Source organism: Streptomyces sp. NPDC088910 (assembly GCF_044749865.1).
Lineage (GTDB): Bacteria > Actinomycetota > Actinomycetes > Streptomycetales > Streptomycetaceae > Actinacidiphila.
In genome coordinates, this window is the sequence record NZ_JBIVIV010000018.1 from 126,834 (window position 1) to 151,542 (window position 24,709).

Genomic DNA, 24,709 nt, shown 5'->3' on the forward strand with positions numbered 1-24,709 from the left:
CGCGCGGAGGCCAAGGTCTCGGGGCCCGCCGCCAGACGCCCTCACCTCGCGGAAGAAAGCACACCGAGATCTCGGCGGGCACGGTGCGCCGCCGTCACCAATCGCCAGAGGGCACGCCAGGTCTTTTGAGGGGCGCGGGGAACTGCGCGCCCAGCCAGCGCGCAGCCGCGGACCGCAGCCGGCCCCCGCGAGGCGGTCACCTCTTCGGATTGTCGGGCCACCGGCCCGACAAAAGCCGAGCACGCCGCGGGCCCCCGCCCCCACAGGAACCGCCCTCGCGGACGCGGACCCGGCGGCGAGCCGCCCGGTCAGATCGTCGTCGTAAAGGCGTCCAACCGCAGCGCCTGCGCCGCAGCCGCCGCCGCCCCGACCAACCCGGCATCCGTCCCGAGCTTGGCGGGCACGACATCGACCCCGGCCGCGAAAGAAAGCGTGGCGTACCGCGCGAGGTGCCCCCGGAGAGGATCGAAGAGAATCGGCCCGGCCCCCGCGACACCCCCGCCGATGACGGCGACATGGATCTCGACGAGCGTCGCGGTGGCCGCGATCCCGGCCGCGAGCGCCTGCGCGGCCCGGTCGAAGGAGGCCAGCGCCACGGCGTCCCCGCCGCGCGCGGCCTCGGCGACGGCCGCCGCCGTGGGCGCGGCACCGGCGGGCGGCACCCAGCCCCCGTCCAGCGCGCGGCGCGCGATGTTCGGCCCGCTGGCGATCCGCTCGACGCAGCCGCGCGACCCGCACGGGCAGAGATCACCGTCGAGGTCGACGCTGATGTGACCGATGTGCCCGGCATTGCCGGTGGGCCCGGGAAGGAGGGCGCCGCCGAGGACCAGACCGCCGCCGACCCCGGTGGAGACGACCATGCACAGCGCGTTGTCGTAACCGCGGGCGGCTCCCTGCCAGTGCTCGGCCGCGGTCATGGCGACCCCGTCGCCGGTGAGGACGACGGGCAGGCCGCCGACCGCGTCGGACACCCGCGCGACGAGCGGGAATTCGCGCCAGCCGGGCACGTTGACCGGGCTGACGGTGCCGTGCGCGGCGTCGACGGGACCCGCGCTGCCGATGCCGACGGCGACGACGCGGGGCCACACGGCGGTGGCCCGCAGCTCGGCGATCACGTCGGTGACCGCCCGCACCACCGTCTCGCCTTCCTCCCCCGCGGGCGTCGCCCGCAGCGCCCGCGCCAGCAGTCGCCCCTCCGCGTCGATGAGCGCCCCGGCGATCTTCGTACCGCCGATGTCGATTGCGGCCACGAGTGGACCGGTAGCGCCTTGGGGGTGCATCGCTCGGGGATCTCCTCTTTCCTGACGTTCCTGACGAATGTCCTGGCGAATCGCCCGGGGTTCCGCGGAAACGGCACCAGAGATAGTCTCGCCTAACTCTGACAACGTTGTCCAACTCTTCCCGCAGGGAATACTACGATCGTGACCCACAGTTCTGGACGAGTTCCCCGGCCCACCATGAAAGATGTCGCCGCCCGAGCGGGCGTCGGCCTCAAGACGGTGTCGCGGGTGGTGAACGAGGAGCCCGGCGTCACCCCGGACACGGTCGCCCGCGTCCAGGCGGCGATCGACGCGCTCGGCTTCCGGCGCAACGACAGCGCGCGACTGCTGCGCACCCGCCGCACCGCCAGCGTCGGCCTGGTGCTCGAAGACCTCGCCGACCCGTTCTACGCCCCGCTCAGCAGGGCGGTCGAGGACGTGGCGCGGGCCAACGGCGCGCTGCTGTTCACCGGGTCGAGCGCCGAGGACCCGCGGCGTGAGCAGGAGTTGGTGCTGGCGTTCTGCGCCCGCCGGGTGGACGGGCTGATCGTGGTGCCCGCGGGTGACGACCACCGGTATCTGGTCCCGGAGATCGAGGCCGGGGTGGCCACGGTCTTCGTCGACCGTCCCGCGGGCCGGATCGACGCGGACATGGTGCTGACCGACAACGCGGGCGGCACCCGTGACGGTGTCGCGCATCTGATCGCGCACGGACACCGCAGGATCGGCTTCATCGGTGACCAGCCGGGCATTCACACCGCCGCCGAGCGACTGCGCGGCTACCGCGAGGCGATGGCCGACGCGGGGCTGACCATCAGGCCCGAGTGGTATTCGATGGGCCCGACCAACCCCGAGCGGGTCCGCGCCGTCCTGGCGTCCCTGCTGTCCGGTCCCGAGCCGGTGACGGCGCTGTTCGCGGGCAACAACCGCGTCACCGTCACCGCGGTGCGCGTGCTGTCCCACCACCCGCGCCCGGTCGCCCTGGTCGGCTTCGACGACTTCGAACTCGCCGATCTGCTCGACCCGCCGGTCAGCGTCGTGGCCCAGGACTCGCCGGGGCTCGGACGCAGCGCGGCGCAGTTGCTCTTCCGCCGCCTGGAGGGCGGCGCGGACGCCGCCCCCGCCCGGCTGGAGCTCCCCGCCCGCCTGATCGCCCGCGGCTCCGGCGAGATCCCCCCGTCCGACTGAGCACCCGCCGGGCCCGTAACGGCATCGGCCCGTGTCCTGCGGGCATGCGCCCGCCGCGTCAGGGGCCGTTCGCGATCCGCGGGACAGGCTCCTAGCGGCCCGCCAGCGTGTCCAGCTCCGCGCGGCCGAGGCCGGTGCGCTCGGTGACCTCCTCGGCGTCGATGGCGCCGCAGTCGAGGCCGCGCAGCAGGTAGCCGCTGAGGGCGCGGACCGTGGCGGGCTCGTCCATGACGTCGCCGCCCGCCTTGGCGACGTAGGCGGCGAGGCGGGCGGCGGAGGCGTCCAGGCCCTCGCGGTAGAAGGCGTAGACGGCGGCGTAGCGGGTCGGCAGGTGGGCGGGGTGCATGTCCCAGCCCTGGTAGTACGCGCGGGCCAGTGAGCGGCGGACCAGGCCGTAGTGCAGGCGCCAGGCGTCGTGCACCTGCGCGGCCGGGCCGACGGGGAGCACGTTGGTGGAGCCGTCGGACAGCCGGACGCCGGTGCCCGCCGCGGCGACCTGCATGACCGCCTTGGCGTAGTCGGCGGCCGGGTGGTCCATCGACTGGTGGGCGGCGCTGACCCCGCACGCGGCGCTGTAGTCGAAGGTGCCGTAGTGCAGACCGGTGGCGCGGCCCTTGGCGGCGTCGATCAGCCGCGGCACGGTCGCCGTGCCGTCGGGGCCGAGGATGGACTGGGTGGTCTCGATCTGGATCTCGAAGGCGATCCGCCCCCGCGGCAGCCCGGCCGCCCGCTCGAACTCCTCGCACAGCCGCGCCATCGCCGCGACCTGCGCGGGGAAGGTCACCTTGGGCAGTGTCAGCAGCAGCCCGTCGGGCAGACCGCCCCCGTCCAGCAGGGCGGTCAGGAAGAGGTCGAGCGTACGGATGCCCCGGTCGCGGACCGCCGCCTCCATGCACTTCATCCGGATGCCGACGTACGGCGGCGCGCTGCCGTCCGCGAGGGCGGCCGTCACGGTGCGGGCGGCGGCCACGGCCGCCGCGTCCTCCTCGGTGTCGGGGCGCGGCCCGTAGCCGTCCTCGAAGTCGATCCGCAGGTCCTCGACGGGCTCGCGCTCCAGCTTGGCCCGCACCCGGTCGTGGACCTCGGCGGCCAGCCCGGTGGACGGCCCCGCGGGCAGGCCGAGTACGGCGGCGAGCGCGGCGGCGTCCGGGGCGTGGGCGTCGAGTGCGGCCAGCGCCTGGTCGCCCCAGTCGCGTACGGTCCGGGGGCCGAAGGCGTCGGCGGGTACGTAGACGGTGTGCACGGGCTGCCGGGTGCCGGGGTCGCCGGGGTAACGGCGGGCCAGTTCGGCGTCGGTGCCGGCCAGACCGGCGCCGATGTCCGCCCGTACCGCGTCCGCCAGTGTCGTACCGGCCGCCGCCGCGCCCGCTGAGCCCTGCGCCATGTGCCACCCTCCCGGAAATTCAACAAATCGTTGAAGTGAAGCTAGCCGTGCCGTAGGCCGAGGTCAACACCCCACCAGCTGGGCGCCGGACGGACGACGGCCCCCGCACGCGGCTGGCGTGCGGGGGCCGTCGGGGAGGGGTCGGTCAGCCCTTGCGGGCCTTGATCTCCTCGGTGAGCTGGGGGACGACCTGGAAGAGGTCGCCGACGACGCCGTAGTCGACGAGGTCGAAGATCGGCGCCTCCGCGTCCTTGTTCACCGCGACGATCGTCTTGGACGTCTGCATGCCCGCGCGGTGCTGGATCGCGCCCGAGATGCCGTTGGCGATGTAGAGCTGCGGCGACACCGACTTGCCGGTCTGGCCGACCTGGTTGGTGTGCGGGTACCAGCCCGCGTCCACCGCCGCGCGCGACGCGCCCACGGCCGCGCCCAGGGAGTCCGCCAGCGCCTCGATGACCGAGAAGTTCTCGGCGCCGTTGACACCGCGACCGCCGGAGACCACGATCGCGGCCTCGGTCAGCTCAGGACGCCCGGTCGACTCCCGCGGGGTCCGCGAGACGACCTTGGTGCCGGTGGCCAGTTCACCGAAGGCCACCTCCAGCGCCTCGACCGTCCCGGCCGCCGAAGCCGCCTCGACCGGCGCGGAGTTCGGCTTCACCGTGATGACGGGGACGCCCGTGCTGACCCGGGAGCGGGTCGTGAAGGCGGCGGCGAACGCCGACTGCGTGGCCACCGGGCCGTCGGCGCCGGCCTCCACGTCGATCGCGTCGGTGATCAGGCCCGAGCCCAGGCGCAGCGCGAGCCGCGCGGCGATCTCCTTGCCCTCGGCGGAGGACGGCACCAGGACCGCGACCGGGCTCACCGCCTTGGCGGCGGCCTCCAGCGCGTCGACCTTCGGTACGACGAGGTAGTCGGCGAACTCCGGCGCGTCGGCGGCCAGTACCCGCACGGCGCCGTGCTCGCCCAGCACGGAGGCGGCGGCGTCGGCGCCGGGGCCGAGGTGGACCGCGACCGGCTCACCGATCCGGCGGGCCAGCGTCAGCAGTTCGAGAGTCGGCTTGCGGACGGCACCGTCCACGTGGTCGACATAGACGAGGACTTCACCCATGGAAATGCACTCCTACGAAAAAGTTTGACGGGGCGGATACGGACCGGAACGGCCGGAAGCGGGCCCGGGACAGCGTCCGGGAGGGCGCCCGGCATCCGGTCAGATGAACTTCTGGCTCGCCAGGTACTCCGCGAGCTGCTTGCCGCCCTCGCCCTCGTCCTTCACGATCGTGCCCGCCGTCCGCGCCGGACGCTGCGTGGCGTCCTCGACCGCCGTCCACGCACCGGCCAGGCCCACCTCGGCCGCGTCCAGACCCAGATCCGACAGGTCCAGGGCCTCCACCGGCTTCTTCTTCGCCGCCATGATCCCCTTGAACGAGGGGTAACGGGCCTCGCCCGACTGGTCGGTCACCGAGACCAGCGCCGGAAGCGACGCCTCCAGCCGCTCGCTGGCCGCGTCGCCGTCGCGGCGGCCGGTCACCTTGCCGTCCTCGACCGACACCTCGGACAGGAACGTCACCTGCGGCACGCCCAGCCGCTCGGCCAGCAGCGCGGGCACCACGCCCGCGGTGCCGTCGGTCGAGGCCATGCCGGTCACGACGAGGTCGAAGCCCGCGCGCTCGATGGCCTTGGCGAGCACCAGCGACGTGCCGAGGATGTCCGTGCCGTGCAGGCCGTCGTCCTCGACGTGGATCGCCTTGTCCGCGCCCATCGACAGCGCCTTGCGCAACGCGTCCTTCGCGTCCTCGGGACCCACGGTCAGCACCGTGATCTCCGCGTCGTCCGCCGCGTCGGCGATCTGCAGCGCCTGCTCGACCGCGTACTCGTCCAGCTCGGAGAGCAGGCCGTCCACCGCGTCGCGGTCAGTGGTCAGGTCCTCGGCGAAGTGACGGTCGCCCGTGGCATCGGGCACGTACTTCACTGCGACTACGATCCTCAAACTCACGCCAGCTCTCCTACCTACTGCATCGTTGCAACGTCTTCGTCCAACTGCCCCGGAATCCGCCCCGGAATGGCAGCATAGGCGTCCGCGGCGGCGGCTCCCCGCCGGGACGCAGCAACTGCCCCGACAGAAATATTACTCGCCAGTACACAGAGCTGGTTCCCCGTTAGCAAGGACCTTGAACTGTGATGTGGCCGACGCCGCCGCGGTCAGTGGCCGAGTGAGTTGAAGCCGCCCTGGTGGTAGAGGAGCGGGCGGCCGGGACCCTGGGGGTCGCCGGCGACGGCCTGGGCGATGACGATCCGGTGGTCGCCCGCCGGGATGCGCGCCACGACGCGGCACACCAGCCAGGCCGGTACCTCGTCGAGCAGCGGCACGCCGTGCGGGCCGGACGCCCAGGCGGTGGCGGGGCCGAAGCGGTCGGCGCCGCTGCGGGCGAACGTGCCGGCCAGCACTTCCTGGTGCTCGCCGAGTATGTGGACGCCGACGAACGACGCCTCGGCGACGGTCGGCCAGCTCGACGACCCCAGGCTGATGCCGAAGGAGAGCAGCGGCGGCTCGGCGGACACCGAGGTCAGGGAGGTGGCGGTGAAGCCGACGGGATCGGGGCCCGCGGCGGTGATCACGGCGACTCCGGCCGCGTGGCGGCGGAAGACCGAACGGAAGACGGCGGGGTCGAGAGCGGGGCCGGGCGTGGGGTCGAAGGCCGAGGAGTCAAAGGCGGCGGGGTGATCGCTGATGGCAGTCACGGTCAGATCCTTCTGAAGCGGTCGAGCGGCGGAGTGCGGGTCGTGGGCGCTCAGCAGCTCGGACAACGCGCGCTGGAGTGCCGACCGAAGTCGACATCGGCGCGCGCGTACAGATACGCGTACAGAAAGTGGTCGTGCGACATAACGTCAGAGTGACGATTCGGACGGGGTCACGTCAAGACCCGCCCGGAATATGGAATTTCCGTCACACCGCGCTCCGCCGGAGGCTGACAGCCCCTCAGATCGGCCGGCCCGCCCGGCTCGTCAGACAGCCGCGCCCAGCGCGGCGATCACGTCCGCCTTGCGCGGCTGACCGGCGGCCCTGCGCACGATCGCGCCGTCCGCGTCGAGGACGAACACGGTCGGGGTCTTGAGGACGCTCAGCCGCCTGACCAGCTCCAGGTGCGCCTCGGCGTCGATCTCGACGTGCCGGACGCCGTCCACCATGCCCGCCACCTCGTCGAGCACGCGCCGGGTGGCCCGGCAGGGCGCGCAGAAGGCGCTGGAGAACTGCACCAGGGTGGCGCGCTCCCCCAGCGGCCCGCCGAGGTCAGCGGCCGTCAGCCGCTCGTCGCCGTCCTTCGTCCGCACCCGGATTCTCCCGTCCCTGCGCCGGTGCACCAGCCCGTAGGCGCTCGCGGCCAGCAGTACGGCCAGGCAGACCACCAGTCCCGTCAACGCCGTGCTCCTCGTCCGCTCACACATCTCGTACGTCTCATACGCCCGGTCATACGTCCGGTCACATACACGGTCGTACGTCCGGCGGCTTCCCGCCCCGCGTCTTTCCGATCCGTGCAGCGTTCATGCGAACGCAATGATTCCCGCGGTCGCGTTCCGTCGCTGGTCGGCCATTATTTCAGTCATGGAGATCGATGTACGAGGGCCCCGCTTCGGTGCGTCCCTGACCACGGTGGTGCTGGCGGTCGTGCTGATCACCGGCAGCGGCTGGCTGCTGGCCGTTCAGGCCGCGGTCTTCGCCGTGGGAGCGGTGGCCGGAGTGCAGAATTCGCCGTACGGCTGGGTTTTCCGCACCCTGGTGCGGCCCAGGCTGGGGCCGCCGCCCGGCACCGAGGACGCGGCCCCGCCGCGGTTCGCGCAGGCGGTGGGTTTCGGCTTCTCCGTGATCGGTGTCATCGGCTATCTGATGGGCCCGCAGTGGCTGGGTCTGGCGGCCACCGCGTGCGCGCTCGCCGCCGCCTTCCTCAACGCCGCTTTCGCCTACTGCCTGGGGTGCGAGGTGTATCTGCTGCTGAAACGGGCAGCAGCCTGATGGGTTCCGCCGCAGGTCGTGAGAAGAATCTCGCCTCGGCACCGGTCCCCGGGATGACAGGGGGCCCGCCGGCGGGGCACCATCGCTCAGCGGCCGAACAACTTACGGGCGCGTAACTTCCGCCGGGAGCGCCGCCCCGGAGAGAGCAGGTGCCCCGACATGGCCGAACTCGTCTACCCACCGGTGATCGCTTGTGCCCGCACCATGTTCAAGGTGCAGGGGCTCAAATTCGACATCCGGGGCACCGAGAACGTCCCCCGCCAAGGCGGCGCCCTGCTCGTCAGCAACCACATCGGCTATCTCGACTTCGTCTTCTGCGGTCTGACGACGCTGCCCGCCAAGCGCCTGGTGCGCTTCATGGCGAAGGAATCGGTTTTCCGGCACAAGGTGTCGGGTCCGCTGATGCGCGCCATGAAGCACATTCCGGTGGACCGCTCCGAGGGCATGCACGCGTACGCGCACGCCCTGGACGCCCTGCGCGGCGGTGAGATCATCGGAGTCTTCCCCGAGGCGACCATCTCGCAGTCGTTCACGTTGAAGTCGTTCAAGTCGGGTGCGGCCCGGCTGGCGATGGAGGCCGGTGTGCCACTGCTGCCGATGGCGCTGTGGGGCACTCAGCGGCTGTGGACGAAGGGGCACCCGCGCAATCTGGGCCGCAGCAAGTTCCCGATCACGCTGCGGATCGGCGAGCAGATGCGCCCGCAGGAGAACGAGAAGGCGGGCGCGCTCACCCGGCGGCTGCGGCTGCGGGTGCAGGAGCTGCTGGACGACGCGCAGCGTACGTATCCGGGCAGGCCCTCGGGCCCCGCCGACCGCTGGTGGCTGCCCGCGCATCTGGGCGGCACGGCCCCGACGCCTGAGGAAGCGGCGGCCAGGGACCGCGAGCAGCAGCCCCAGCCGAGCTGAGGCGGGACCCTCCGGACGCGGGACGCGACGGCGTCCTCACGGCAGTTCGGTGGGCAGCGTCCTGGCCAGTTCCGACCGGTCGCGTGCGCCGCGCAGGGCCTCCAGTACGGCCGTGGGCGGCGCCGCGTGCACGAGCGGATAGTCGGCCTCGCCGATCTCCGGGCGCGCCGCCCACGCGAGCCGTTCCTCGTCCAGCGAGAAGCGCGCGTCGACGCCGGGTTTGTTGCCGCGCGCGTCCAGCCGTGACCAGTGGCCGCGCCCCGGCAGCAGCAGGGCGATCAGGCCGTGGACCACTGGGTCCGTACCGTCGTCGTCCGTGAGCCGCTGGTAGCAGAGCCCGGCGGGGATGGACGCGGCGCGCAGCAGCGCCGTCAGCGCGTGCGACTTGGCGTAGCAGATGCCGGTGCGCTGCTCCAGCACGTCGGAGGCCCGCCAGGTGACGCGGTCGTCGCCGGAGTCGAAGGAGTGCGGGATCGTGTCGCGGACGAATACGAAGGCGGCCCGCGCATAGTCATGCGGTCCGGTGGTACGGGCCAGCAGCGCGGCCGCGGTGTCGCGCACTCGCGGGTGGCCGTGGTCGATGACGTCGTCGGCGGCCGTATACGCCGAGAGGTCGGCGGTCTCCAGGATCAGCTCCATATGCGGGAGCCTAGGAAACCGCCGACCACTCGATCAATCGAATTACCGCCAACCGCATACTCATGCGGCCGACTCCGGGCCGCCGGACAGGCCCTAGGCCCGCATCTCCTCCTCGAGCGCGGCGGCGAAGCCGTCCACGTCCGACTCGGTCGTGTCGAAGGAGCACATCCAGCGGACTTCGCCCGTCGACTCGTCCCAGAAGTAGAAGCGGTAACGCTTCTGCAGCCGCTCGCTGACCTCGCGCGGCAGCAGCGCGAAGACGGCGTTGGACTGCACGGGCCGCAGCACGGTGACCCCGTCCACGCCCTGTACGGCCTGCTCCAGGCGGCGGGCCATCGCGTTGGCGTGGGCGGCGCTGCGCAGCCACAGGTCGCCCGAGAGCAGCGCCTCGAACTGCACGGAGACGAACCGCATCTTGGAGGCGAGCTGCATCGACAGCTTGCGCAGGTAGTCGATGGCGCGCACCCGCTCGGGGCTGAGGACGACCACGCACTCGCCGAACAACAGGCCGTTCTTGGTGCCGCCGAAGGAGAGGATGTCCACGCCCGCCTCGGTGGTGAAGCGGGCCAGCGGCACGTCGAGGCCGGCTGCCGCGTTGGCGATCCGCGCGCCGTCCAGGTGCACGGCCATGCCGAGCTGGTGCGCGTGGTCGCAGATCGCCTTGATCTCCTCGGGCGTGTAGCAGGTGCCCAGTTCGGTGGTCTGGGTGATCGAGACGACCTGCGGCTGGGCCCGGTGCTCGTCGGAGAAGCCGTACGCCTGCCGGTCGATCAGCTCGGGGGTGAGCTTGCCGTCCGGGGTCGGGACGGTGAGCAGCTTCAGGCCGCCGACCCGCTCGGGGGCGCCGCACTCGTCCACGTGGATGTGCGCGGACTCGGCGCAGATCACCGCGCCCCAGCGCTCGGTGACGGCCTGGAGCGCCGTCACGTTGGCGCCGGTGCCGTTGAAGACCGGGAAGACCTCCGCGCGCGGGCCGAAGTGGCCGCGGAAGACCTCCTGGAGGTGGCCGGTGTACTCGTCCCCTCCATAGGCGGGCTGATGGCCGCCGTTGGCGAGGGCGAGCGCGGTGAGGATCTCCGGGTGCACCCCGGCGTAGTTGTCACTGGCGAAGCCGCGCACCTGCGGGTCGTGGCGGCGCACGGCGTCGCTGGCGAGCTGTTCTGTCACGGTCGGGGCGTCAGCCACTGTCGGGTCCCGTTCACTTCCGTAGGGCTCTGGTCCCAGACGTCCGCGATGGCCTCGGCGAGGTCGCGCACGTCGGTGAAGCCGGCGAATTTGGCGTTCGGGCGCGTGGCCCGCATCTCATCGTGCACCAACGCCTTGATCACCAGCACAGTGGCCGCGGCCGTGGGTCCGTCGGCGCCGCCGAGCTTGCGGAAGGAGTCGCCCAGCGCGAGCGTCCACGCCTCGGCCGCGGCCTTGGCCGCGGAGTAGGCGGCGTTGCCCGCGGTCGGCGTGGTGGCGCCGGACGCGCTGATCAGCACGTACCGGCCGCCGTGGCTGCGCATGAGGCCGTCGTGGAAGGCCAGCGAGGTGTTCTGCACGGTACGGATCAGCAGCTTGTGCAGCACGTCCCAGTCGCCGAGGTCGGTCTCGGGGAAGGACGCGGAGCCGCGCCAGCCGCCCACGAGGTGGACCAGGCCGTCGACCCTGCCGTGGTCCTTCTCGATCCGGCCGGCCCAGTCCTGGGTCGCCTCCAGGTCGAGCAGGTCGACGATCTCGCCGGTGATGTCGGCGCCGCCCGCGTCGTAGCGCGCCGCGTCGACGGCCTCGGCCAGCCGCTCGGGGTCGGCGTCGGCGGCGATCACATGGCCGCCCTCGCGCGCGAGCCGTTGCAAAACCGCCCGCCCCGCGGGGCCGCCCGCGCCCGCCACGGCGATCACCGCTCCGTCGAGACCACCCGTGTACGTGTCGGTCGTCATGTCCGCCTCCTCGGCCGCACCGGTCACGCGGCGCCCCGAAGTGAGCTCTCGCCGGTGATTCCCTTGGTCGAGGTGATCACCGTCCGCAGCTTCTTCGCAAGGGCCTCGTAGAACATGCTGAGCGGAAACTCGTCCGCCAGCACGTCGTCCACGAGTTTGCGCGGGGGCTGGGACAGGTCGAGGGCGTCGGGGCCCTTCGCCCAGACCGAGCCGGGATGCGGGGAGAGGTAGCTGGCGACCAGGTCGTAGGCGGCGAACCAGTGCACGAGCTTGGGCCGGTCGATGCCGTCCCGGTAGAGCGTCTCGATCTCGGCGCAGAGCTGGTTGGTGACCTGCGGTGCGCGCTCCCAGTCGATGTGCAGGGTGTTGTCTGTCCAGCGTACGGCGTCGTGCTTGTGCAGGTACGCGAAGAGGAGCTGTCCGCCGAGTCCGTCGTAGTTGCGGACGCGTTCACCGGTGACCGGGAAGCGGAAGAGCCGGTCGAAGAGGATCGCGTACTGCACGCCCAGGCCCATCGGGTGGCCCTCGGCCTGGAGCTTCACGGCCTCCCTGAACGTGGTCAGGTCGCAGCGCAGCTCCTCCAGCCCGTACATCCAGAACGGCGCGCGCTGCTTGATCATGAACGGGTCGAACGGCAGGTCGCCGTGGCTGTGCGTGCGGTCGTGGATCATGTCCCACAGGACGTACGTCTGCTGCGCCAGGTCCTGGTCGGCGATCAGCCGGGCCGCCTCCTCGGGCAGTTCCAGGCCGAGGGTGTCGACGGCGGCGGCGGTCACCGCGCGGAAGCGGGCGGCCTCGCGGTCGCAGAAGATCGCGCCCCAGGTCCAGCGCTCGGGGGCCTCGCGGACGGCGACGGTCTCCGGGAAGAGCACCGCGGAGTTGGTGTCGTAGCCGGGGGTGAAGTCCTCGAAGGTGATCGGTACGAACAGCGGGTTGTCGTACCGATTGCGCTCCAGCTCGGCCAGCCAGTCGGGCCAGACGACGCGCAGGGCGACGGCCTCCAGGTTGCGGTCCGGGTTGCCGTTCTGCGTGTACATCGGGAAGACGACCAGGTGCGGCAGGCCGTCGCGGCGGTCGGCCGCGGGCTGGAAGGCGAGCAGCGAGTCGAGGAAGTCCGGGACGCCGAAGCCGTCGTCGGACCAGCGGCGCAGGTCGGCGACCAGGGCGCGGTGGTACTCGGCGTCGTGCGGGAGGAGCGGGGAGAGCTGTTCGACCGACTCGGTCACCCGGCGCACGGTGCGCTCGGCGTCGTCCTTGCTGGGCGCGCCCTCGGCCTCGAAGTCGATGGAGCCGTCCTTGCGCTGCCAGGGCCTGATGGCTTCGACGGCCTGCTTCAGCACCGCCCACGCGGGGTGGCCGACGATGCCCACGCCGGACGTACCGCCGCCGTCCGCCACCTTCGCCGAAAGAACTTCGCCCATGACCCCTCCTCCACAAAAGAAACTGTCGTCCGGACACCGTATCCGTGACCTTGTTGATCCATCAAGGGGAGCCGGTGGAGATTGTCCTGCCTGATGGTCGACAGGCCGCTGTTCTTCCTGTCGTCTGCCGGGATGGGTCACTAAAACTTGCGCATAGGGGCCGCTTGAGCACGCGGTCCCGAGTCGTCACGGCGTGTTCGGCCCGCCGTCGCCCGGTCTCGCTAGGGTGCCGGTATGAGCTTCCTCACCGTCGGCCACCGCGGGGTCATGGGCGTCGAGCCGGAGAACACCCTGCGCTCCTTCCGCCGAGCCGAAAAGGCGGGCCTGGACCAGATCGAGCTGGATCTGCACCTCAGCAAGGACGGCGCGCTGATCGTCATGCACGACGCCGACGTCGACCGCACCACCGACGGCGCCGGCCTGGTCCGCGACCTCACGCTGGACGAGATCCGCGGCCTGGACGCCGGGCTCGGCGAGCGCGTACCGGTCTTCGAGGAGGTCCTCGAAGCGGTCGGCCGGCCGATCCAGGCCGAGATCAAGGACGTGGCGGCGGCCCGCGCGCTGGCCGACACCCTGAGCGCGCACGGCGCGACCGACCGGGTCAGTGTGCTGTCCTTCCACGACGAGGCGCTGGCCGAGATCCGTACGCTGCTGCCCGACGTGCGCACGGTGCTGGTCGCCAGCGACCTCGGCCCGGAGATCGTCACCCGCGCCCAGGCGGTGGGCGCCCGCCTGGTCAGCCTGGAACTGCGGCAGGTGAACCTGGACGTCGTCGAGCGCTGCCAGGCCGCGGGCATCGCCGTCATGGCCTGGACCGTCAACACCGCGCAGGAGTGGGCCCTGGCCCGCGCGCTGCGGCTGGACGGCGCCGCCACCGACCTCCCCGAGGAACCGGCCATCGCGTAGCCCCGCGGTCCCGTACCGGCGTCACCCCGGCGCGCCACGGTCCCGCGGCTTCGCGCAATGTGCCGGACACAAAGGTCCGGCATCCGGACAACTGGCCGAATCGCGTGGACAGACGCGCCCGCGCGGTGCCAAGGTCCCGCCATGCGTCCCGCGATCTCGCTGTCCCCGCGCCGTGCCGCGCTCGCCGCGGCTGCCCTGCTCACCCTCGCACTGGCCGGCTGCTCGCCCCAGGACGACACGACCGACGCCGGTCCCTCGTCCTCCGCGGCGTCGGCCGGTGCGACCGGCACCACCACCGCCACCACGGCGTCGTGCGCGCCCGGCACGCTCGCCACCCGTACCCCCGGCAAGCTCACCGTCGGCACCGACAATCCGGCGTACGACCCGTGGTTCTCGGACAACAAGCCGTCCAACGGCAAGGGGTACGAGTCGGCGGTCGCGTACGCGGTGGCCAAGCAGCTCGGTTACGCGCCGGACCAGGTCGTCTGGCAGACCGTCGCCTTCAACAAGGCGTTCGCGCCCGGTGCCAAGAACTTCGATTTCGACATCAACCAGGTTTCGATCAACGACGAGCGCAAGAAGGCCGTCGACTTCTCGCCCGGCTACTACGACGTACGGCAGACCGTCGTCGCGCTGAAGACCTCGAAGATCGCGAACGCGCACAGCGTCGCGGACCTGAAGAACGCCAAGCTCGGCGCCCAGGTGGGCACCACCAGCCTGGACGTCATCGACAACCTGGTGAAGCCCGCCAAGCAGCCCGCCGTCTACCAGCGCAACGACCTCGCCGTGGCCGCGCTCAAGAACGGCCAGGTCGACGGGATCGTGGTCGACCTGCCGACCGCCTTCTACATCACCGGGGCCGAGGTCACCGACGCCAAGGTGGTCGGGCAGTTCGCGGCGGCGGGCTCCTCGCCCGAGCAGTTCGGGCTGGTCCTCGACAAGGGCGGCAAGCTGACCGCGTGCGTCTCGCGGGCCGTCACCGCCCTGCACGGCGACGGGACGCTGGCCGCCCTGGAGAAGCGGTGGCTGTCGGACGCCGTCGGCGCCCCGGTGCTCGGATGACCGTGCGGGACGACCCCGCGCAGGTCGACACGTACCAGCCGTCCGCGCGGCGGATCGAGCGCGAGCTGTACCGACGCGCCCGCGGCCGCCGCGCCCTGGTGGTGGCGAGCGTCAGCACCCTGGCGACCGCCGGGGTGCTGATCGGGCTGATCGTCAGTTCGCCCGGCTGGCAGCGCACCCGTGAGACGTTCCTCAACGGGCACTACGCGCGGCTCGCGCTGCCGGACGTGCTCCAGGGCCTCTGGCTCAATCTGCGGCTGATGGTGGTGTGCGGCGCCGTCGTCTTGGTCGCGGGGCTGCTGCTGGCGGTCGTGCGCACCCTGCGCGGCCCGGTGTTCTTCCCGCTGCGCGCCCTGGCGACGGCGTACGTGGACTTCTTCCGCGGGCTGCCGCTGATCATCTGCCTGCTCGCGGTGGTCTTCGGCGTGCCCGCGCTGCGGCTGAGCGGCGTCACCAACGACCCCGTGCTCCTCGGCGGCCTGGCGCTCTGCCTGACGTACACCGCCTATGTCGCCGAGGTGTTCAGGGCCGGGATCGAGACCGTCCACCCGAGCCAGCGCGCCGCGGCCCGCTCGCTCGGCCTCAGCAGCGCGCAGACGATGCGGTACGTGGTGCTGCCGCAGGCCGTGCGCCGCGTGGTGCCGCCGCTGCTCAACGACCTGGTGTCGCTCCAGAAGGACACCGGTCTGGTGTCGATCGCGGGCGCCGTGGACGCCGTCTACGCGGCGCAGATCATCGCCAGCCGCGACTTCAACTACACGCCGTACGTGGTCGCGGGGCTGATCTTCGTCGCGCTGACCATCCCGATGACGCGGTTCACCGACTGGGTGACGGCCAGGATGAACCGGCGGCAGTCGCAGGGAGGCGTCGTATGAGCGGCACGGGCGGGGACCGGCTCGCCAAGGACGTACCGCCCCGGGCGCGGGACCTGGCCGATCCGGACCGGAGCCGGGACACGCCCGTGCTGCGGCTGGAGTCGGTCCGCAAGACGTACGGCTCCTCCGTCGTTCTGCGGGACATCGCGCTCGACGTGCCCGCGCACACGGTCACGGCGCTGATCGGCGCGTCCGGCTCAGGGAAGTCCACGCTGCTGCGCTGCGCGAATCTGCTGGAGGAGATCGACGACGGCGCGATCTTCCTGGACGGCGAGGACATCACCGACCCGCGGGCCGACCAGGACGCGGTACGGCGCAGGATCGGCGTCGTCTTCCAGGCGTACAACCTGTTCCCGCACATGACGGTGCTGGACAACATCACGCTGGCGCCGCGCCGGGTGCACGGGGTGCCGCGGGGCGAGGCGGAGGAGCGGGCGCGGGAGCTGCTGGCCCGGCTGGGGCTCGCCGACCGGGCCGCGGAGTATCCGGACCGGCTCAGCGGCGGCCAGCAGCAGCGGGTGGCGATCCTGCGGGCGGTCGCGACCAGGCCGCGGCTGCTGCTTCTCGACGAGGTGACCGCGGCGCTCGACCCGGAGCTCGTCGGCGAGGTGCTGTCGGTGGTCCGCGACCTGAAGGAGCAGGGCATGACGATGGTGATCGCCACCCATGAGATGGCGTTCGCCCGCGATGTCGCTGATCAGGTCTGCTTCCTGGACGCGGGCGTGATCCTGGAGCGCGGCACTCCCGCCGAGGTGTTCGGCGCCCCGGCCGAGCAGCGCACGCGGGACTTCCTGCGCCGGATCACGGAGGCGGGACGGCTGTGACGGCCGGCGCCGGGCGACCGGGTTCGGGGCGCCGGGTACCGGGTGGGACGGGTGGATCGGGTGGCGGGCGTCCGGGTCTCAGACCAGCTTCTTCGTGAGCAGCTCGAACTCCAGGTCGTCCCTGGTCGGCAGCCCGAAGCGCTCCTCGCCGTACGGGAAGGGGCTGGTCTGCCCGGTGCGCTGGTAGCCGCGGCGGACGTACCAGGCGATCAGGTCCTCGCGGACCGAGATCACCGTCATGTGCAGCTCGGCGACGTCCCACTCCTCGCGGGCGAACCGTTCGGCCTCGGCGAGGATCACCTTGCCGAGACCGGCGCCCTGGAGCGCGGGCCGTACGGCGAACATCCCGAAGTACGCGTGGTCGCCGCGGTGTTCGAGCTGGCAGCAGGCCACCACCTCGTCGCCGGACTCCACCACCGTCAGCCTGCTGTCGGCGCCTTCGATGACGGCCAGCACGCCCTCGGGGTCGGTCCGCTGCCCCTGAAGGATGTCCGCCTCCGTCGTCCACCCCGCGCGACTCGCGTCGCCGCGGTAGGCGGACTCGATCAGCCCGACCAGGACGGGGACGTCGTCGGGGGTGGCGGCGCGGAAGCGGGGAGCGGCGATATCCATGCGGGCAAGGCTATCCCCAGGTCCGGGCCGCGCTCACGGGTCCTGCCGAGGTCTTCGCGGGCGGGCGGCGTCGGCGCGCGACGGGGCGAGTGTTCGACGTGGGGCAGGGCGCGTGTGCGGCGCGCGGAAGGGCGCGTGTGCGGCGCGCGGAAGGGCGCGTGCTCGGCGCGCGGAAGGACACACGTGCGGCGCACGGAAGGGCTTCGCGACAGGGCTGGTGCTCACAGCGCGGGGGCGGTCTCGCGCAGCGCCACCTCGAAGCGCCGGACGCCTTCGGTGATCTCGGCGGCGCCCGTGGTGTAGGCGAAGGTGATCCGTATGTACGGGGCGGGCGACTCGGCGGGGAAATAGGGACGGCCGGGGGCGACGGCCACGCCCGCGCGGAGCGCGGCGCCGGTCAGCGCGGTCTCGTCGGTGCCGTCGGGCAGCCGCAGCCACAGGTGGTAGCCGCCGGTGGGCACCGGGTCGGGGACCAGTTCCGGCAGGCGGTGCCGGAGCGCGGCGAGCATGGCGTCGCGCCGCTCGCGCAGTGCGGCGGTGACGGCGCGCAGATGGCGCGGCCAGGAGGGCGCGCCGACGAGTTCCAGGGTCGCCTCCTGGAGGGGCCTGGGCACGAAGAAGCTGTCGACCACCTGGATCGCGCGCAGCCGTTCCATCACCGGGCCGCGGGCGATCAGCGCGCCGACGCGCAGATTGGGCGAGGTCGGCTTGGTGAGCGACGCGAAGTGGACGACGGTGCCGTACGGGTCCTCGGCGACCAGGGGCGGCGGCAGCGGGTCGCCGTGGCCGAGCCGCCGGGCGAAGTCGTCCTCGACCACGAAGGCGCCCGCCGCCCGCGCGATGTCGAGCACCTGGCGGCGGCGCCCGGCGGCGAGCACCGCGCCGGTCGGATTCTGGAAGAGCGGCTGGCAGAAGAAGACCCGCGCGCCGCTGGCCTCGAAGGCGTCGGCGAGCAGATCGGGCCGGACGCCGTCCGCGTCGAGCGGGACCGGCACCGGCCGCAGCCCCGCGGCGCGGGCGACGGAGAGCGCGCCGGGGTAGGTGGGCGATTCGACGAGTACGGCGGAGCCCGGCGCGGCCAGCGCGCGCAGGGCCGTGGTGAGGGCGGCCTGCCCGCCGGAGGTGATCAGCACCTGGGCGGGCGGGACTCCCGCCTCGCGGCCGAACCAGTTCCGCAGCGCGGTGAGCCCTTCCAGCGGCGGCCGTTCCCAGGCGCCGGGCCTGCGGGCGGCGCGGGCCAGCGCGGCGCCGAGCGCCCGCTCGGGCTGGAGGCCGGGGTGCAGATAGCCGCCGTTGAGGGGGATGACGCCCTGCGGCGGGCCGACCAGGCAGCCCAGCACTCCGGAGGCGTCGACCACGCGCGGTGCCACGTCCGGATCCTCCGCGGTGAGCGCGACCTGCTGCCAGGAGGTGTCGACGGCGGTGGCGGTCGCCGTGCCCTCGGCGGCCCGGTAGGTGCCCGCGCCGGGCCGGGTGACGACCAGTCCCTGCGCGGCGAGCGTCGCCAGCGCCCGCGAGACCGTCACCGGACTGACCCCGAACCGCTCGACCAGGGCCCGGCTCGACGGCAGTTTCGCTCCCGGTGAGAAGCGGTCCAGCTCTCCTCGGAGGGATTCTGCCAGCGCACTGGCGCTGCTATCGTCATTCATGAAGGATAAGAATAGCGCTACTCCCCGCACCTCAGTAGCGGTCGCGGGCACCGCGCTCGCCTGTCTCGGTGTGGCCGCCTTTTCGCTCACCTTCCCTTCCACCCACTGGGCGCTGAGCGGATTCGGCGCCTGGTCGGCGGTGACGGTCCGGGCGGTCCTGGCCACCGCGGTCGCCGGGGCCTTCCTCGCGGCGGGCCGGGCGAAGGTGCCGGACCGGGAGCACTGGGCGGGACTGGCCGTGGTCGCCTGCGGTGTCGTCATCGGCTTCCCGCTGCTGACCACCCTCGCGCTGCGCACCACCGACACCTCGCACGCCGCCGTCGTCGTCGGCGCGCTCCCGCTGTGCACCGCGGTGCTCGCGGCCGTGCGCACCGGCGCGCGGCCGTCCCGTACGTTCTGGATCGCGGCCGTCGCGGGCGCGGCGGTGGTCACCGCCTTCTCGCTCGGCGAGAGCGGCGGCGCGCCGACTGCCGGGGACGGCTTCCTCTTCGCCTCGTTGCTGGTCTGCGCCGCCGGTTACGTGGAGGGCGGGCGGCTGGCGTCGGTGCTGCCGGGCTGGCAGGTGGTCGGCTGGGCGCTGGTCGGTACGCTGCCGCTCACGCTGCCCGCCGCGGTCGTGTCGCTGTCGCTGGAGCCGGTACGGCTGACCGGCGAGTCGGTCGGCGGGCTGGTGTGGGTTTCGGTGGTGTCGCAGTTCCTCGGCCTGATGGTCTGGTACCGCGGCATGGCGGCGATCGGGGTGACCAGGGCCAGCCAGCTCCAACTCGCCCAGCCCGTGCTGACGTTGGTGTGGTCCGCCGCGCTGCTCGGTGAGCACCTGGGCCGTGCCACACTGCCCGCGGCGCTCGCCGTACTGGTCTGCGTGGCCGTCACCCAGCGCTCCGGCGCCCGGCAGGCGCGGGAAGTACGCAGGTCGCGGGCCGCGGCGCGGGCGCGCGGGGCCGAGGCGCCGGACGCCGGCCCGGAGGCGTTGCGGTCGGGCGACGCGCACGAGATCGTGGCACACGGCGATCCGCGACGGCGCGCGCCGCGGTGACACGCTCCCCCGACTACCCCGATGCGCTCGGGTGTGCGCCCTCGGACCTGGGCAGTTCTCCTGGGACCGCCGAACAACCGTCCGGCGGTCCGGTCGTCACGGACCGGACCTGAACGGACCGGACCGGACCGGACCGGCCGAGGGTCACCGCACGGACCGGGGCGCGCCGAAGAGGCGTGGGGATGAGGGGGAGGACGGCATGCACGGACCACCGCTGGTGGCCTGGCTGCTCGTGGCGCTCAGCACCGTCGCCGCGGTCGCGTGCCTGCTGCGCCGCGAAGCGCGCGACGAGGCGGTGATGGCGGCGGGCATGGCGGTGATGGCCGTCCCGATGTCCGTCCTCGACCCGCGGCCGTGGGGGACGCCGCTGTTCGCCGTCGTCCTCGGCGTGGTCTTCGCGCTGGCCGGGGTACGGGCGCTGCTGCTGGTCCGGCGGCCCGGCCACCATCTGCACCACTCCGTGTGCTCGGCCGCGATGGTCTACATGGCCGTGGCGATGGGCGGGGCGGCGTCGGCGCACGGCGGCCACGCCGAGCACATGGCGGCCACCGGCGCGGGCACCCCGCTGCTCACCGGCCTGCTGCTGCTCTACTTCGCGGGCTACGTCCTGCGCAGCGGCACCACCCTGGTCGCGCTCCCGGCGCAGGCGCACGGCGCGCCGGGCGGCGGCCCGCTGATATCCACCGGCCAGGCGGAAGGAGGCGCGGGCGGCGGCCGGGACCGTGTCCCGCTGCGGCACGCGCCGGAGGTCGCGGCGGCCTGCCGGGTGGCGATGGCGCTGGGGATGTTCGCGATGCTGCTGACCCTGTGACGGACTCGCTGCCGTGAGTCATGCGTCACATCGGGTCGTGGTCCGTCCCCCGTGCACCGCGCGCCTCCTAGGCTGATCACCATGACGGTCCCGTTCGTGCTGCTGATTCTCGGCGCACTTGCGGCGGCGATGGCGCCGCGTCTGCTGTCCCGTGCCAAGTGGCCGGAACGCGAACCGGTGCTGGCCCTGTGGGTCTGGCAGTGTGTGGTCGCCGCCGTACTGCTGTGCTGCGTGCTGGCCATGGCGCTCTCCGCCTCGGCCGCCTGGGCCGCGGTCCGCGGCAATCTCTTCGCGTTCGCCCCGAGCGGTGTGGTCGACGCCTACGCGCTGTCCGAGTACGGCCGCTGGGCCGGGACTATCGCCGTCCTGCTCGCGCTCGGCGGTGTGTGGACCGCGGCGATGCTCACCCGCGAGGTGCGCGGCACACGGTCGCGGCGCAAGCAGCGCCGCGCGGAACTCCGCGTGCGCGCGCCCCGGCTGCCCGGCGAGACCGTCACGCCCGGCGAGCGCCTGGTGGTCCTGGAGGACGCCCGCTCCGACGCCTGGTGGCTGTCCGGCGCCGAGCCCCAACTGGTCATCACCACGGCCGCGCTGCGCCGCCTGAAGGGCCGCCAACTGGACGCCGTGCTGGCCCACGAGCAGGGACACGTACGCGCCAGGCACGACGTGCTGCTGCACTGCTCGGGCGCACTCGCGGGCGGCTTCCCGCAGGTGCCGGTCTTCGCCGCCTTCCGTGACCAGGTGCACCACCTGGTGGAACTGGCGGCCGACGACACCGCCTCGCGCCGCTTCGGCCGCCTCACCACCGCCCTCGCGCTGGTCGAACTCAACGCGGAACGCGGTGTCTTCGGCCCCTGCCCCACGCCGCTCGCCGCGCTGCCCGGCCGCGTGCACCGGCTGCTCGATCCCGCGCCCCGGCTGCCGCTCGGCCAACGGGTGCGGATGACGGCCTTCGCGCTGCTGGTCCCGGCGGTCCCGCTGCTGATCGCTTTCGGCCCCGGCCTCGGCGCGCTGACCTGAGCGGCGGCGGGAGAGGCGGGGCCATGGCCGTCAAAGGCGTGATGTTCGACTTCTCCGGCACCCTGATGCGGGTCGAAGCGGCCGAGTCCTGGCTGCGGTCGGCGCTCACCGCCGAGGGCGTCACGGCCACCGACGACGAGGTCGCGGCGTACGCCGGAACGCTGGAGCGGGCGGGCGCGCTGCCCGGCGGCGGACCGCCCGAGCGGATTCCGCCGCGATTGGCGGCGGTCTGGGCCCGGCGCGACACCAGCGCGGCCGAGCACCGGGCGGCGTACGGCGGCCTGTCCCGTACCGTCGCGCTCCCCTGGGATGTGCACGACGCGCTCTACGACCGGCACATGGCGCCCGCCGCGTGGAATCCGTACCCCGACACCGAGCGCGTGCTGCGGGCTCTGCGGGACCGGGGCGTGCCGGTGGCGGTGGTGAGCAACATCGGATGGGATCTGCGGCCGGTCTTCGGGGAGCACGGGCTGGACGAGTTGGTGGACGTCTTCGCGCTGAGCTTCGAGCACGGCGTCCAGAAGCCGGACGAGCGGCTGTTCCGGATCGCCTGCGACGGGCTCGGGCTGGAGCCCGCGGACGTCGCGATGGTGGGCGACAGCCGTGCGGCGGACGGCGGCGCCGCCGCGCTGGGCTGCCCGGTGTTCCTGGTGGACCATCTGCCGGTGACGGCACGTCCCGACGCGCTGCTCGGCGTCCTGGACCGACTGGGCTACCGACTGGGCTGATGCGGCGCCGCGCACCGTACGCGCCGAGCGTTCATGAACCGGCCGCTGAAGGGGCAAGCGCTTTCAGGACACGAGCCTCGATGACAAGCGCTTTCGGGATCGGCGCCGGTCCCGGCGATCCCCCGCGCCGCCGGGCCCGGCACCATCCCCCGTTTCCCGGACAGGGCGAAGCCCGCCGGGTTGCGCTGAGTATATTGGCTCGCAGCCAGTCAACGCAGGAGTAAATAATGTCCCCTCGGAGCGCATCGGTCAATGAAGCTATGCGTCAGCGTTCCCGGGAACGGTTGCTCCAGGCAACCGTGGAGCTGGTGGAGGAACGCGGCTACGCGGCCACCACGCTGGCGGACATCACCCAGCGGGCCGGGTCGGCACGCGGCCTGGTCTCGTACTACTTCGCGGGAAAGCGCGAACTGTTGCAGTCCGCCGTGCACCGGCTGATGCACATGGAACTGGCCGCCGCGCTGGACCGCGAGCCGCGGTCGGAGGACGGCCAGGAACGGATGGCGCGGGCCATCGACGCGATCCTCGGCCTCACGCAGACGCACACCACCTTGATGCGTACGCACATGGCGTCGATCCTCCAGGCGGAGGGTTTCATCCAGTGCCCGGAGCAGCAGAAGCTCGCGGCGCTGCTGAGCCAGGCGGTGGACGGCGCGGGAATCGTGTCGGGACCCGAGGGTCCGGAGGCGGAGTACCGGCTGCTGCGCGCGCTGCTGATGGGCGCGACCGTGGCGCTGCTGCTGCCGGGCGCTCCGATGCCGCTGTCGCGGCTGCGGGCCGAACTCTTCGAGCGGTACGGGCTGGAGTGGACGCTGGGGGTGCCGCCGAAGGACTGCGCGGTGGCCCCCGCGAAGGCCGGCGCGGGCGGGGACGGGGGCGGCGGGGACGGCGGGGACCGGCGACGGGTGGGCTGAAACCGTGCGCCTCGACCGGGCGCCGGGTGCGGCGCTCTGCCGCGACGCGTCCGGAGGGCGCATGCTGGTGACATCCCGCCGAAGGGAGCACCGTCGTGTTACGCGTCGCAGTCGTCGGTTCGGGTCCGAGCGGGGTGTACACCGCGGACGCGCTCACCCGTCAGGAGTCGGTGCCGGATGTCGCGGTTGACGTGCTCGACCGGTTGCCGTGCCCGTACGGCCTGGTCAGATACGGTGTCGCGCCCGACCACGAGAAGATCAAGTCCCTCCAGGGCAGCCTGCGCAAGGTGCTGGAGGATCCGCGGGTCCGCTTCCTCGGCAACGTCGGCGTGGGGCCCGCGCCGCTGACGCCGGAGCGGCTGCTCGGTCTGTACCACGCGGTGGTCTACTGCGTGGGCGCCGCGACCGACCGCAGACTGGGCGTGCCCGGCGAGGAGTTGCCCGGCAGCTACTCGGCGACCCGCTTCGTGTCCTGGTACAGCGCGCACCCCGACGAGCCGCCGGACGGCTTCGCGCTGCGGGCCCGCTCGGCCGTGATCATCGGCGTGGGGAACGTCGCGGTCGACGTGGCGCGCGTGCTGGCCCGGCGCGCGGACGAACTGCGGCGCACCGACGTACCGGAGGCGGCGCTGCGGGCGCTCGCCGACAGCCGCGTCACCGACATCCACATGGTGGGGCGGCGCGGGCCCTCGCAGGCGAAGTTCACCACCAAGGAGCTGCGTGAGCTGGGCGCGCTGGCCGACACCGATGTGATCGTGCGCGAGGACGAGTTGGCGCTCGACCCGGCGTACGCCGCCCCCTCCGGTCTGCCGACTGCGGCCCGGCGCAATGTGGAGGTGCTGCGCTCGTGGGCCGCACAGCCGCCGCGGGGACGGCCGCGCCGACTCCATGTGCGGTTCTTCCTACGCCCCACCGCGTTCCTCGCCGACGAGGCCGGGCGGGTGCGCGCGGTCCGTTTCACCCGAACGGGTCCTGACGGGCGCGGCGGTGTGTCCGATACAGGCGGCGGCGAGGAGATCGACGCGGGACTCGTCCTGCGCTCGGTCGGCTACCAGGGGGTGCCGCTGCCCGGCCTGCCCTTCGACCCTCGGGGCGCGGTGGTGCCGAACGACGCGGGCCGCGTGCTGCGCGACGGCACGCCCTCCCCCGGCGAGTACGTGGCGGGCTGGATCAAGCGCGGGCCGACCGGTGTGATCGGCACCAACCGGCCGTGCGCCAAGGAGACCGCGGCGGCGCTGATCGCCGACGCGCCGGGTCTGCTGACGCGAGAGCTGTCGGCCGATCCGCTGGCCGGGCTGCGGGCCGCGGGCGTACGGCCGGTCGCCTGGCGGGGCTGGCTGGCGATCGAGGCGGCGGAGGCGGAGTGGGGCCGTTCCCTGGACCGGGGGACGGTCAAGATCCCCGACTGGGAAGGGCTGTTGACGGCGGCGGGCCACTCGTCGTCGCCGCCCGCCGAGGGACCGGCCTGAGGCCCGTCACGGACGGGACGGATCGAGGCGCGTCGAATCCAGCCACTCGAAATCCGGGCACTCGAATCCAGGGAC

Annotated in this window: 24 protein-coding genes and 1 pseudogene; 13 read left to right on the top strand and 12 right to left on the bottom strand. The window is 72.9% G+C overall.

The genetic code is table 11. From position 1 onward, the window contains the following. Positions 1-308 precede the first annotated feature (308 nt). Complete coding sequence (locus ACIP4Z_RS32765) at positions 309-1,280, bottom strand: ROK family protein (protein WP_401314014.1); 972 nt, start codon at positions 1,278-1,280, stop codon at positions 309-311. 177 nt (positions 1,281-1,457) lie between these two features. Between ACIP4Z_RS32765 and ACIP4Z_RS32770 the strand changes: the two genes are divergently transcribed. After that, a complete protein-coding gene (locus ACIP4Z_RS32770; RefSeq protein ID WP_355343831.1) occupies positions 1,458-2,447 on the top strand; it encodes a LacI family DNA-binding transcriptional regulator in 990 nt (329 codons plus the stop codon). Between the two features lie 91 nt (positions 2,448-2,538). Here ACIP4Z_RS32770 and ACIP4Z_RS32775 read toward each other — a convergent pair whose 3' ends face one another. From ACIP4Z_RS32775 to ACIP4Z_RS32795, 5 genes are all read right to left on the bottom strand, one after another. Next, the gene (locus ACIP4Z_RS32775; RefSeq protein WP_401314017.1) at positions 2,539-3,831 is read right to left on the bottom strand and encodes a DUF6986 family protein; all 1,293 of its coding nucleotides are present in this window, start codon (positions 3,829-3,831) and stop codon (positions 2,539-2,541) included. Between the two features lie 145 nt (positions 3,832-3,976). Beyond that, the gene (locus ACIP4Z_RS32780; RefSeq protein ID WP_355343825.1) at positions 3,977-4,939 is read right to left on the bottom strand and encodes an electron transfer flavoprotein subunit alpha/FixB family protein; all 963 of its coding nucleotides are present in this window, start codon (positions 4,937-4,939) and stop codon (positions 3,977-3,979) included. A 99-nt stretch (positions 4,940-5,038) separates the two neighbouring features. After that, on the bottom strand, positions 5,039-5,824 hold the full coding sequence (locus ACIP4Z_RS32785; RefSeq protein ID WP_355343822.1) for an electron transfer flavoprotein subunit beta/FixA family protein: 786 nt from the start codon (positions 5,822-5,824) through the stop codon (positions 5,039-5,041). Between the two features lie 206 nt (positions 5,825-6,030). Beyond that, entirely contained in the window at positions 6,031-6,570 is a 540-nt protein-coding gene (locus ACIP4Z_RS32790) for a flavin reductase family protein (RefSeq protein WP_401314019.1), read from the bottom strand. A 264-nt stretch (positions 6,571-6,834) separates the two neighbouring features. Continuing rightward, a complete protein-coding gene (locus ACIP4Z_RS32795) occupies positions 6,835-7,248 on the bottom strand; it encodes a thioredoxin domain-containing protein (protein ID WP_391050214.1) in 414 nt (137 codons plus the stop codon). Between the two features lie 184 nt (positions 7,249-7,432). Here ACIP4Z_RS32795 and ACIP4Z_RS32800 point away from each other — a divergent pair, with 184 nt between their 5' ends. Together ACIP4Z_RS32800 and ACIP4Z_RS32805 are read left to right on the top strand one after the other, a co-directional pair. Continuing rightward, positions 7,433-7,840 carry a DUF4395 domain-containing protein gene (locus tag ACIP4Z_RS32800; RefSeq protein WP_401314021.1) on the top strand — a complete coding sequence of 136 codons (408 nt, stop codon included), beginning with the start codon at positions 7,433-7,435 and terminating at the stop codon, positions 7,838-7,840. Positions 7,841-7,999: 159 nt separating this feature from the next. Then, positions 8,000-8,746, top strand: coding sequence for a lysophospholipid acyltransferase family protein (locus tag ACIP4Z_RS32805; RefSeq protein ID WP_355343810.1), 747 nt, complete (start codon positions 8,000-8,002; stop codon positions 8,744-8,746). Positions 8,747-8,782: 36 nt separating this feature from the next. On the opposite strand, the gene ACIP4Z_RS32810 is transcribed toward ACIP4Z_RS32805, so the two are convergent. From ACIP4Z_RS32810 to ACIP4Z_RS32825, 4 genes are all read right to left on the bottom strand, one after another. Then, positions 8,783-9,385, bottom strand: a complete 603-nt coding sequence (locus ACIP4Z_RS32810; protein ID WP_401314023.1) for a transglutaminase family protein — start codon at positions 9,383-9,385, stop codon at positions 8,783-8,785. Between the two features lie 93 nt (positions 9,386-9,478). After that, entirely contained in the window at positions 9,479-10,570 is a 1,092-nt protein-coding gene (locus ACIP4Z_RS32815; protein ID WP_401314025.1) for a threonine aldolase family protein, read from the bottom strand. Further along, positions 10,549-11,307 carry an SDR family oxidoreductase gene (locus ACIP4Z_RS32820; RefSeq protein WP_355343801.1) on the bottom strand — a complete coding sequence of 253 codons (759 nt, stop codon included), beginning with the start codon at positions 11,305-11,307 and terminating at the stop codon, positions 10,549-10,551. Before ACIP4Z_RS32820 ends, ACIP4Z_RS32815 begins: the two co-directional genes overlap by 22 nt. Before the next feature lie 23 nt (positions 11,308-11,330). Further along, the gene (locus tag ACIP4Z_RS32825; RefSeq protein WP_355343798.1) at positions 11,331-12,728 is read right to left on the bottom strand and encodes a DUF6421 family protein; all 1,398 of its coding nucleotides are present in this window, start codon (positions 12,726-12,728) and stop codon (positions 11,331-11,333) included. Positions 12,729-12,962: 234 nt separating this feature from the next. Here ACIP4Z_RS32825 and ACIP4Z_RS32830 point away from each other — a divergent pair, with 234 nt between their 5' ends. The 4 genes from ACIP4Z_RS32830 to ACIP4Z_RS32845 all read left to right on the top strand — a co-directional run bounded on the left by ACIP4Z_RS32830 (position 12,963) and on the right by ACIP4Z_RS32845 (position 16,395). Then, positions 12,963-13,634, top strand: a complete 672-nt coding sequence (locus ACIP4Z_RS32830; RefSeq protein WP_355343795.1) for a glycerophosphodiester phosphodiesterase family protein — start codon at positions 12,963-12,965, stop codon at positions 13,632-13,634. Positions 13,635-13,775: 141 nt separating this feature from the next. Continuing rightward, on the top strand, positions 13,776-14,696 hold the full coding sequence (locus ACIP4Z_RS32835) for an ABC transporter substrate-binding protein (RefSeq protein ID WP_401314028.1): 921 nt from the start codon (positions 13,776-13,778) through the stop codon (positions 14,694-14,696). Beyond that, positions 14,693-15,571, top strand: coding sequence for an amino acid ABC transporter permease (locus tag ACIP4Z_RS32840; RefSeq protein WP_355343789.1), 879 nt, complete (start codon positions 14,693-14,695; stop codon positions 15,569-15,571). Before ACIP4Z_RS32835 ends, ACIP4Z_RS32840 begins: the two co-directional genes overlap by 4 nt. Continuing rightward, positions 15,568-16,395 (top strand): amino acid ABC transporter ATP-binding protein, encoded by an 828-nt coding sequence (locus ACIP4Z_RS32845; RefSeq protein ID WP_401314030.1) that lies wholly within the window; start codon positions 15,568-15,570, stop codon positions 16,393-16,395. Before ACIP4Z_RS32840 ends, ACIP4Z_RS32845 begins: the two co-directional genes overlap by 4 nt. Positions 16,396-16,473: 78 nt before the next feature. Here the strand turns inward: ACIP4Z_RS32845 and ACIP4Z_RS32850 are convergent, their stop codons facing one another. Together ACIP4Z_RS32850 and ACIP4Z_RS32855 are read right to left on the bottom strand one after the other, a co-directional pair. Further along, positions 16,474-17,007 carry a GNAT family N-acetyltransferase gene (locus ACIP4Z_RS32850; protein ID WP_355343786.1) on the bottom strand — a complete coding sequence of 178 codons (534 nt, stop codon included), beginning with the start codon at positions 17,005-17,007 and terminating at the stop codon, positions 16,474-16,476. Positions 17,008-17,228: 221 nt separating this feature from the next. Further along, the gene (locus ACIP4Z_RS32855; RefSeq protein ID WP_401314032.1) at positions 17,229-18,656 is read right to left on the bottom strand and encodes a PLP-dependent aminotransferase family protein; all 1,428 of its coding nucleotides are present in this window, start codon (positions 18,654-18,656) and stop codon (positions 17,229-17,231) included. Here ACIP4Z_RS32855 and ACIP4Z_RS32860 point away from each other — a divergent pair. The 6 genes and pseudogenes from ACIP4Z_RS32860 to ACIP4Z_RS32885 form a co-directional block, all read left to right on the top strand. Further along, positions 18,655-19,539: pseudogene (locus ACIP4Z_RS32860) on the top strand (DMT family transporter); the annotation flags it as partial. The gene ACIP4Z_RS32855 and the pseudogene ACIP4Z_RS32860 sit on opposite strands and share 2 nt — an antisense overlap. Before the next feature lie 352 nt (positions 19,540-19,891). After that, positions 19,892-20,503, top strand: a complete 612-nt coding sequence (locus ACIP4Z_RS32865; RefSeq protein ID WP_355343777.1) for a DUF5134 domain-containing protein — start codon at positions 19,892-19,894, stop codon at positions 20,501-20,503. Between the two features lie 81 nt (positions 20,504-20,584). Then, the gene (locus tag ACIP4Z_RS32870) at positions 20,585-21,523 is read left to right on the top strand and encodes a M56 family metallopeptidase (protein ID WP_355343774.1); all 939 of its coding nucleotides are present in this window, start codon (positions 20,585-20,587) and stop codon (positions 21,521-21,523) included. 23 nt (positions 21,524-21,546) lie between these two features. Beyond that, positions 21,547-22,251 (top strand): HAD family hydrolase, encoded by a 705-nt coding sequence (locus ACIP4Z_RS32875; protein WP_401314035.1) that lies wholly within the window; start codon positions 21,547-21,549, stop codon positions 22,249-22,251. Positions 22,252-22,478: 227 nt separating this feature from the next. Continuing rightward, complete coding sequence (locus ACIP4Z_RS32880) at positions 22,479-23,165, top strand: TetR/AcrR family transcriptional regulator (RefSeq protein WP_401314037.1); 687 nt, start codon at positions 22,479-22,481, stop codon at positions 23,163-23,165. Positions 23,166-23,260: 95 nt separating this feature from the next. Next, on the top strand, positions 23,261-24,634 hold the full coding sequence (locus ACIP4Z_RS32885; protein WP_401314038.1) for an FAD-dependent oxidoreductase: 1,374 nt from the start codon (positions 23,261-23,263) through the stop codon (positions 24,632-24,634). The last annotated feature ends 75 nt before the right edge of the window (positions 24,635-24,709 follow it).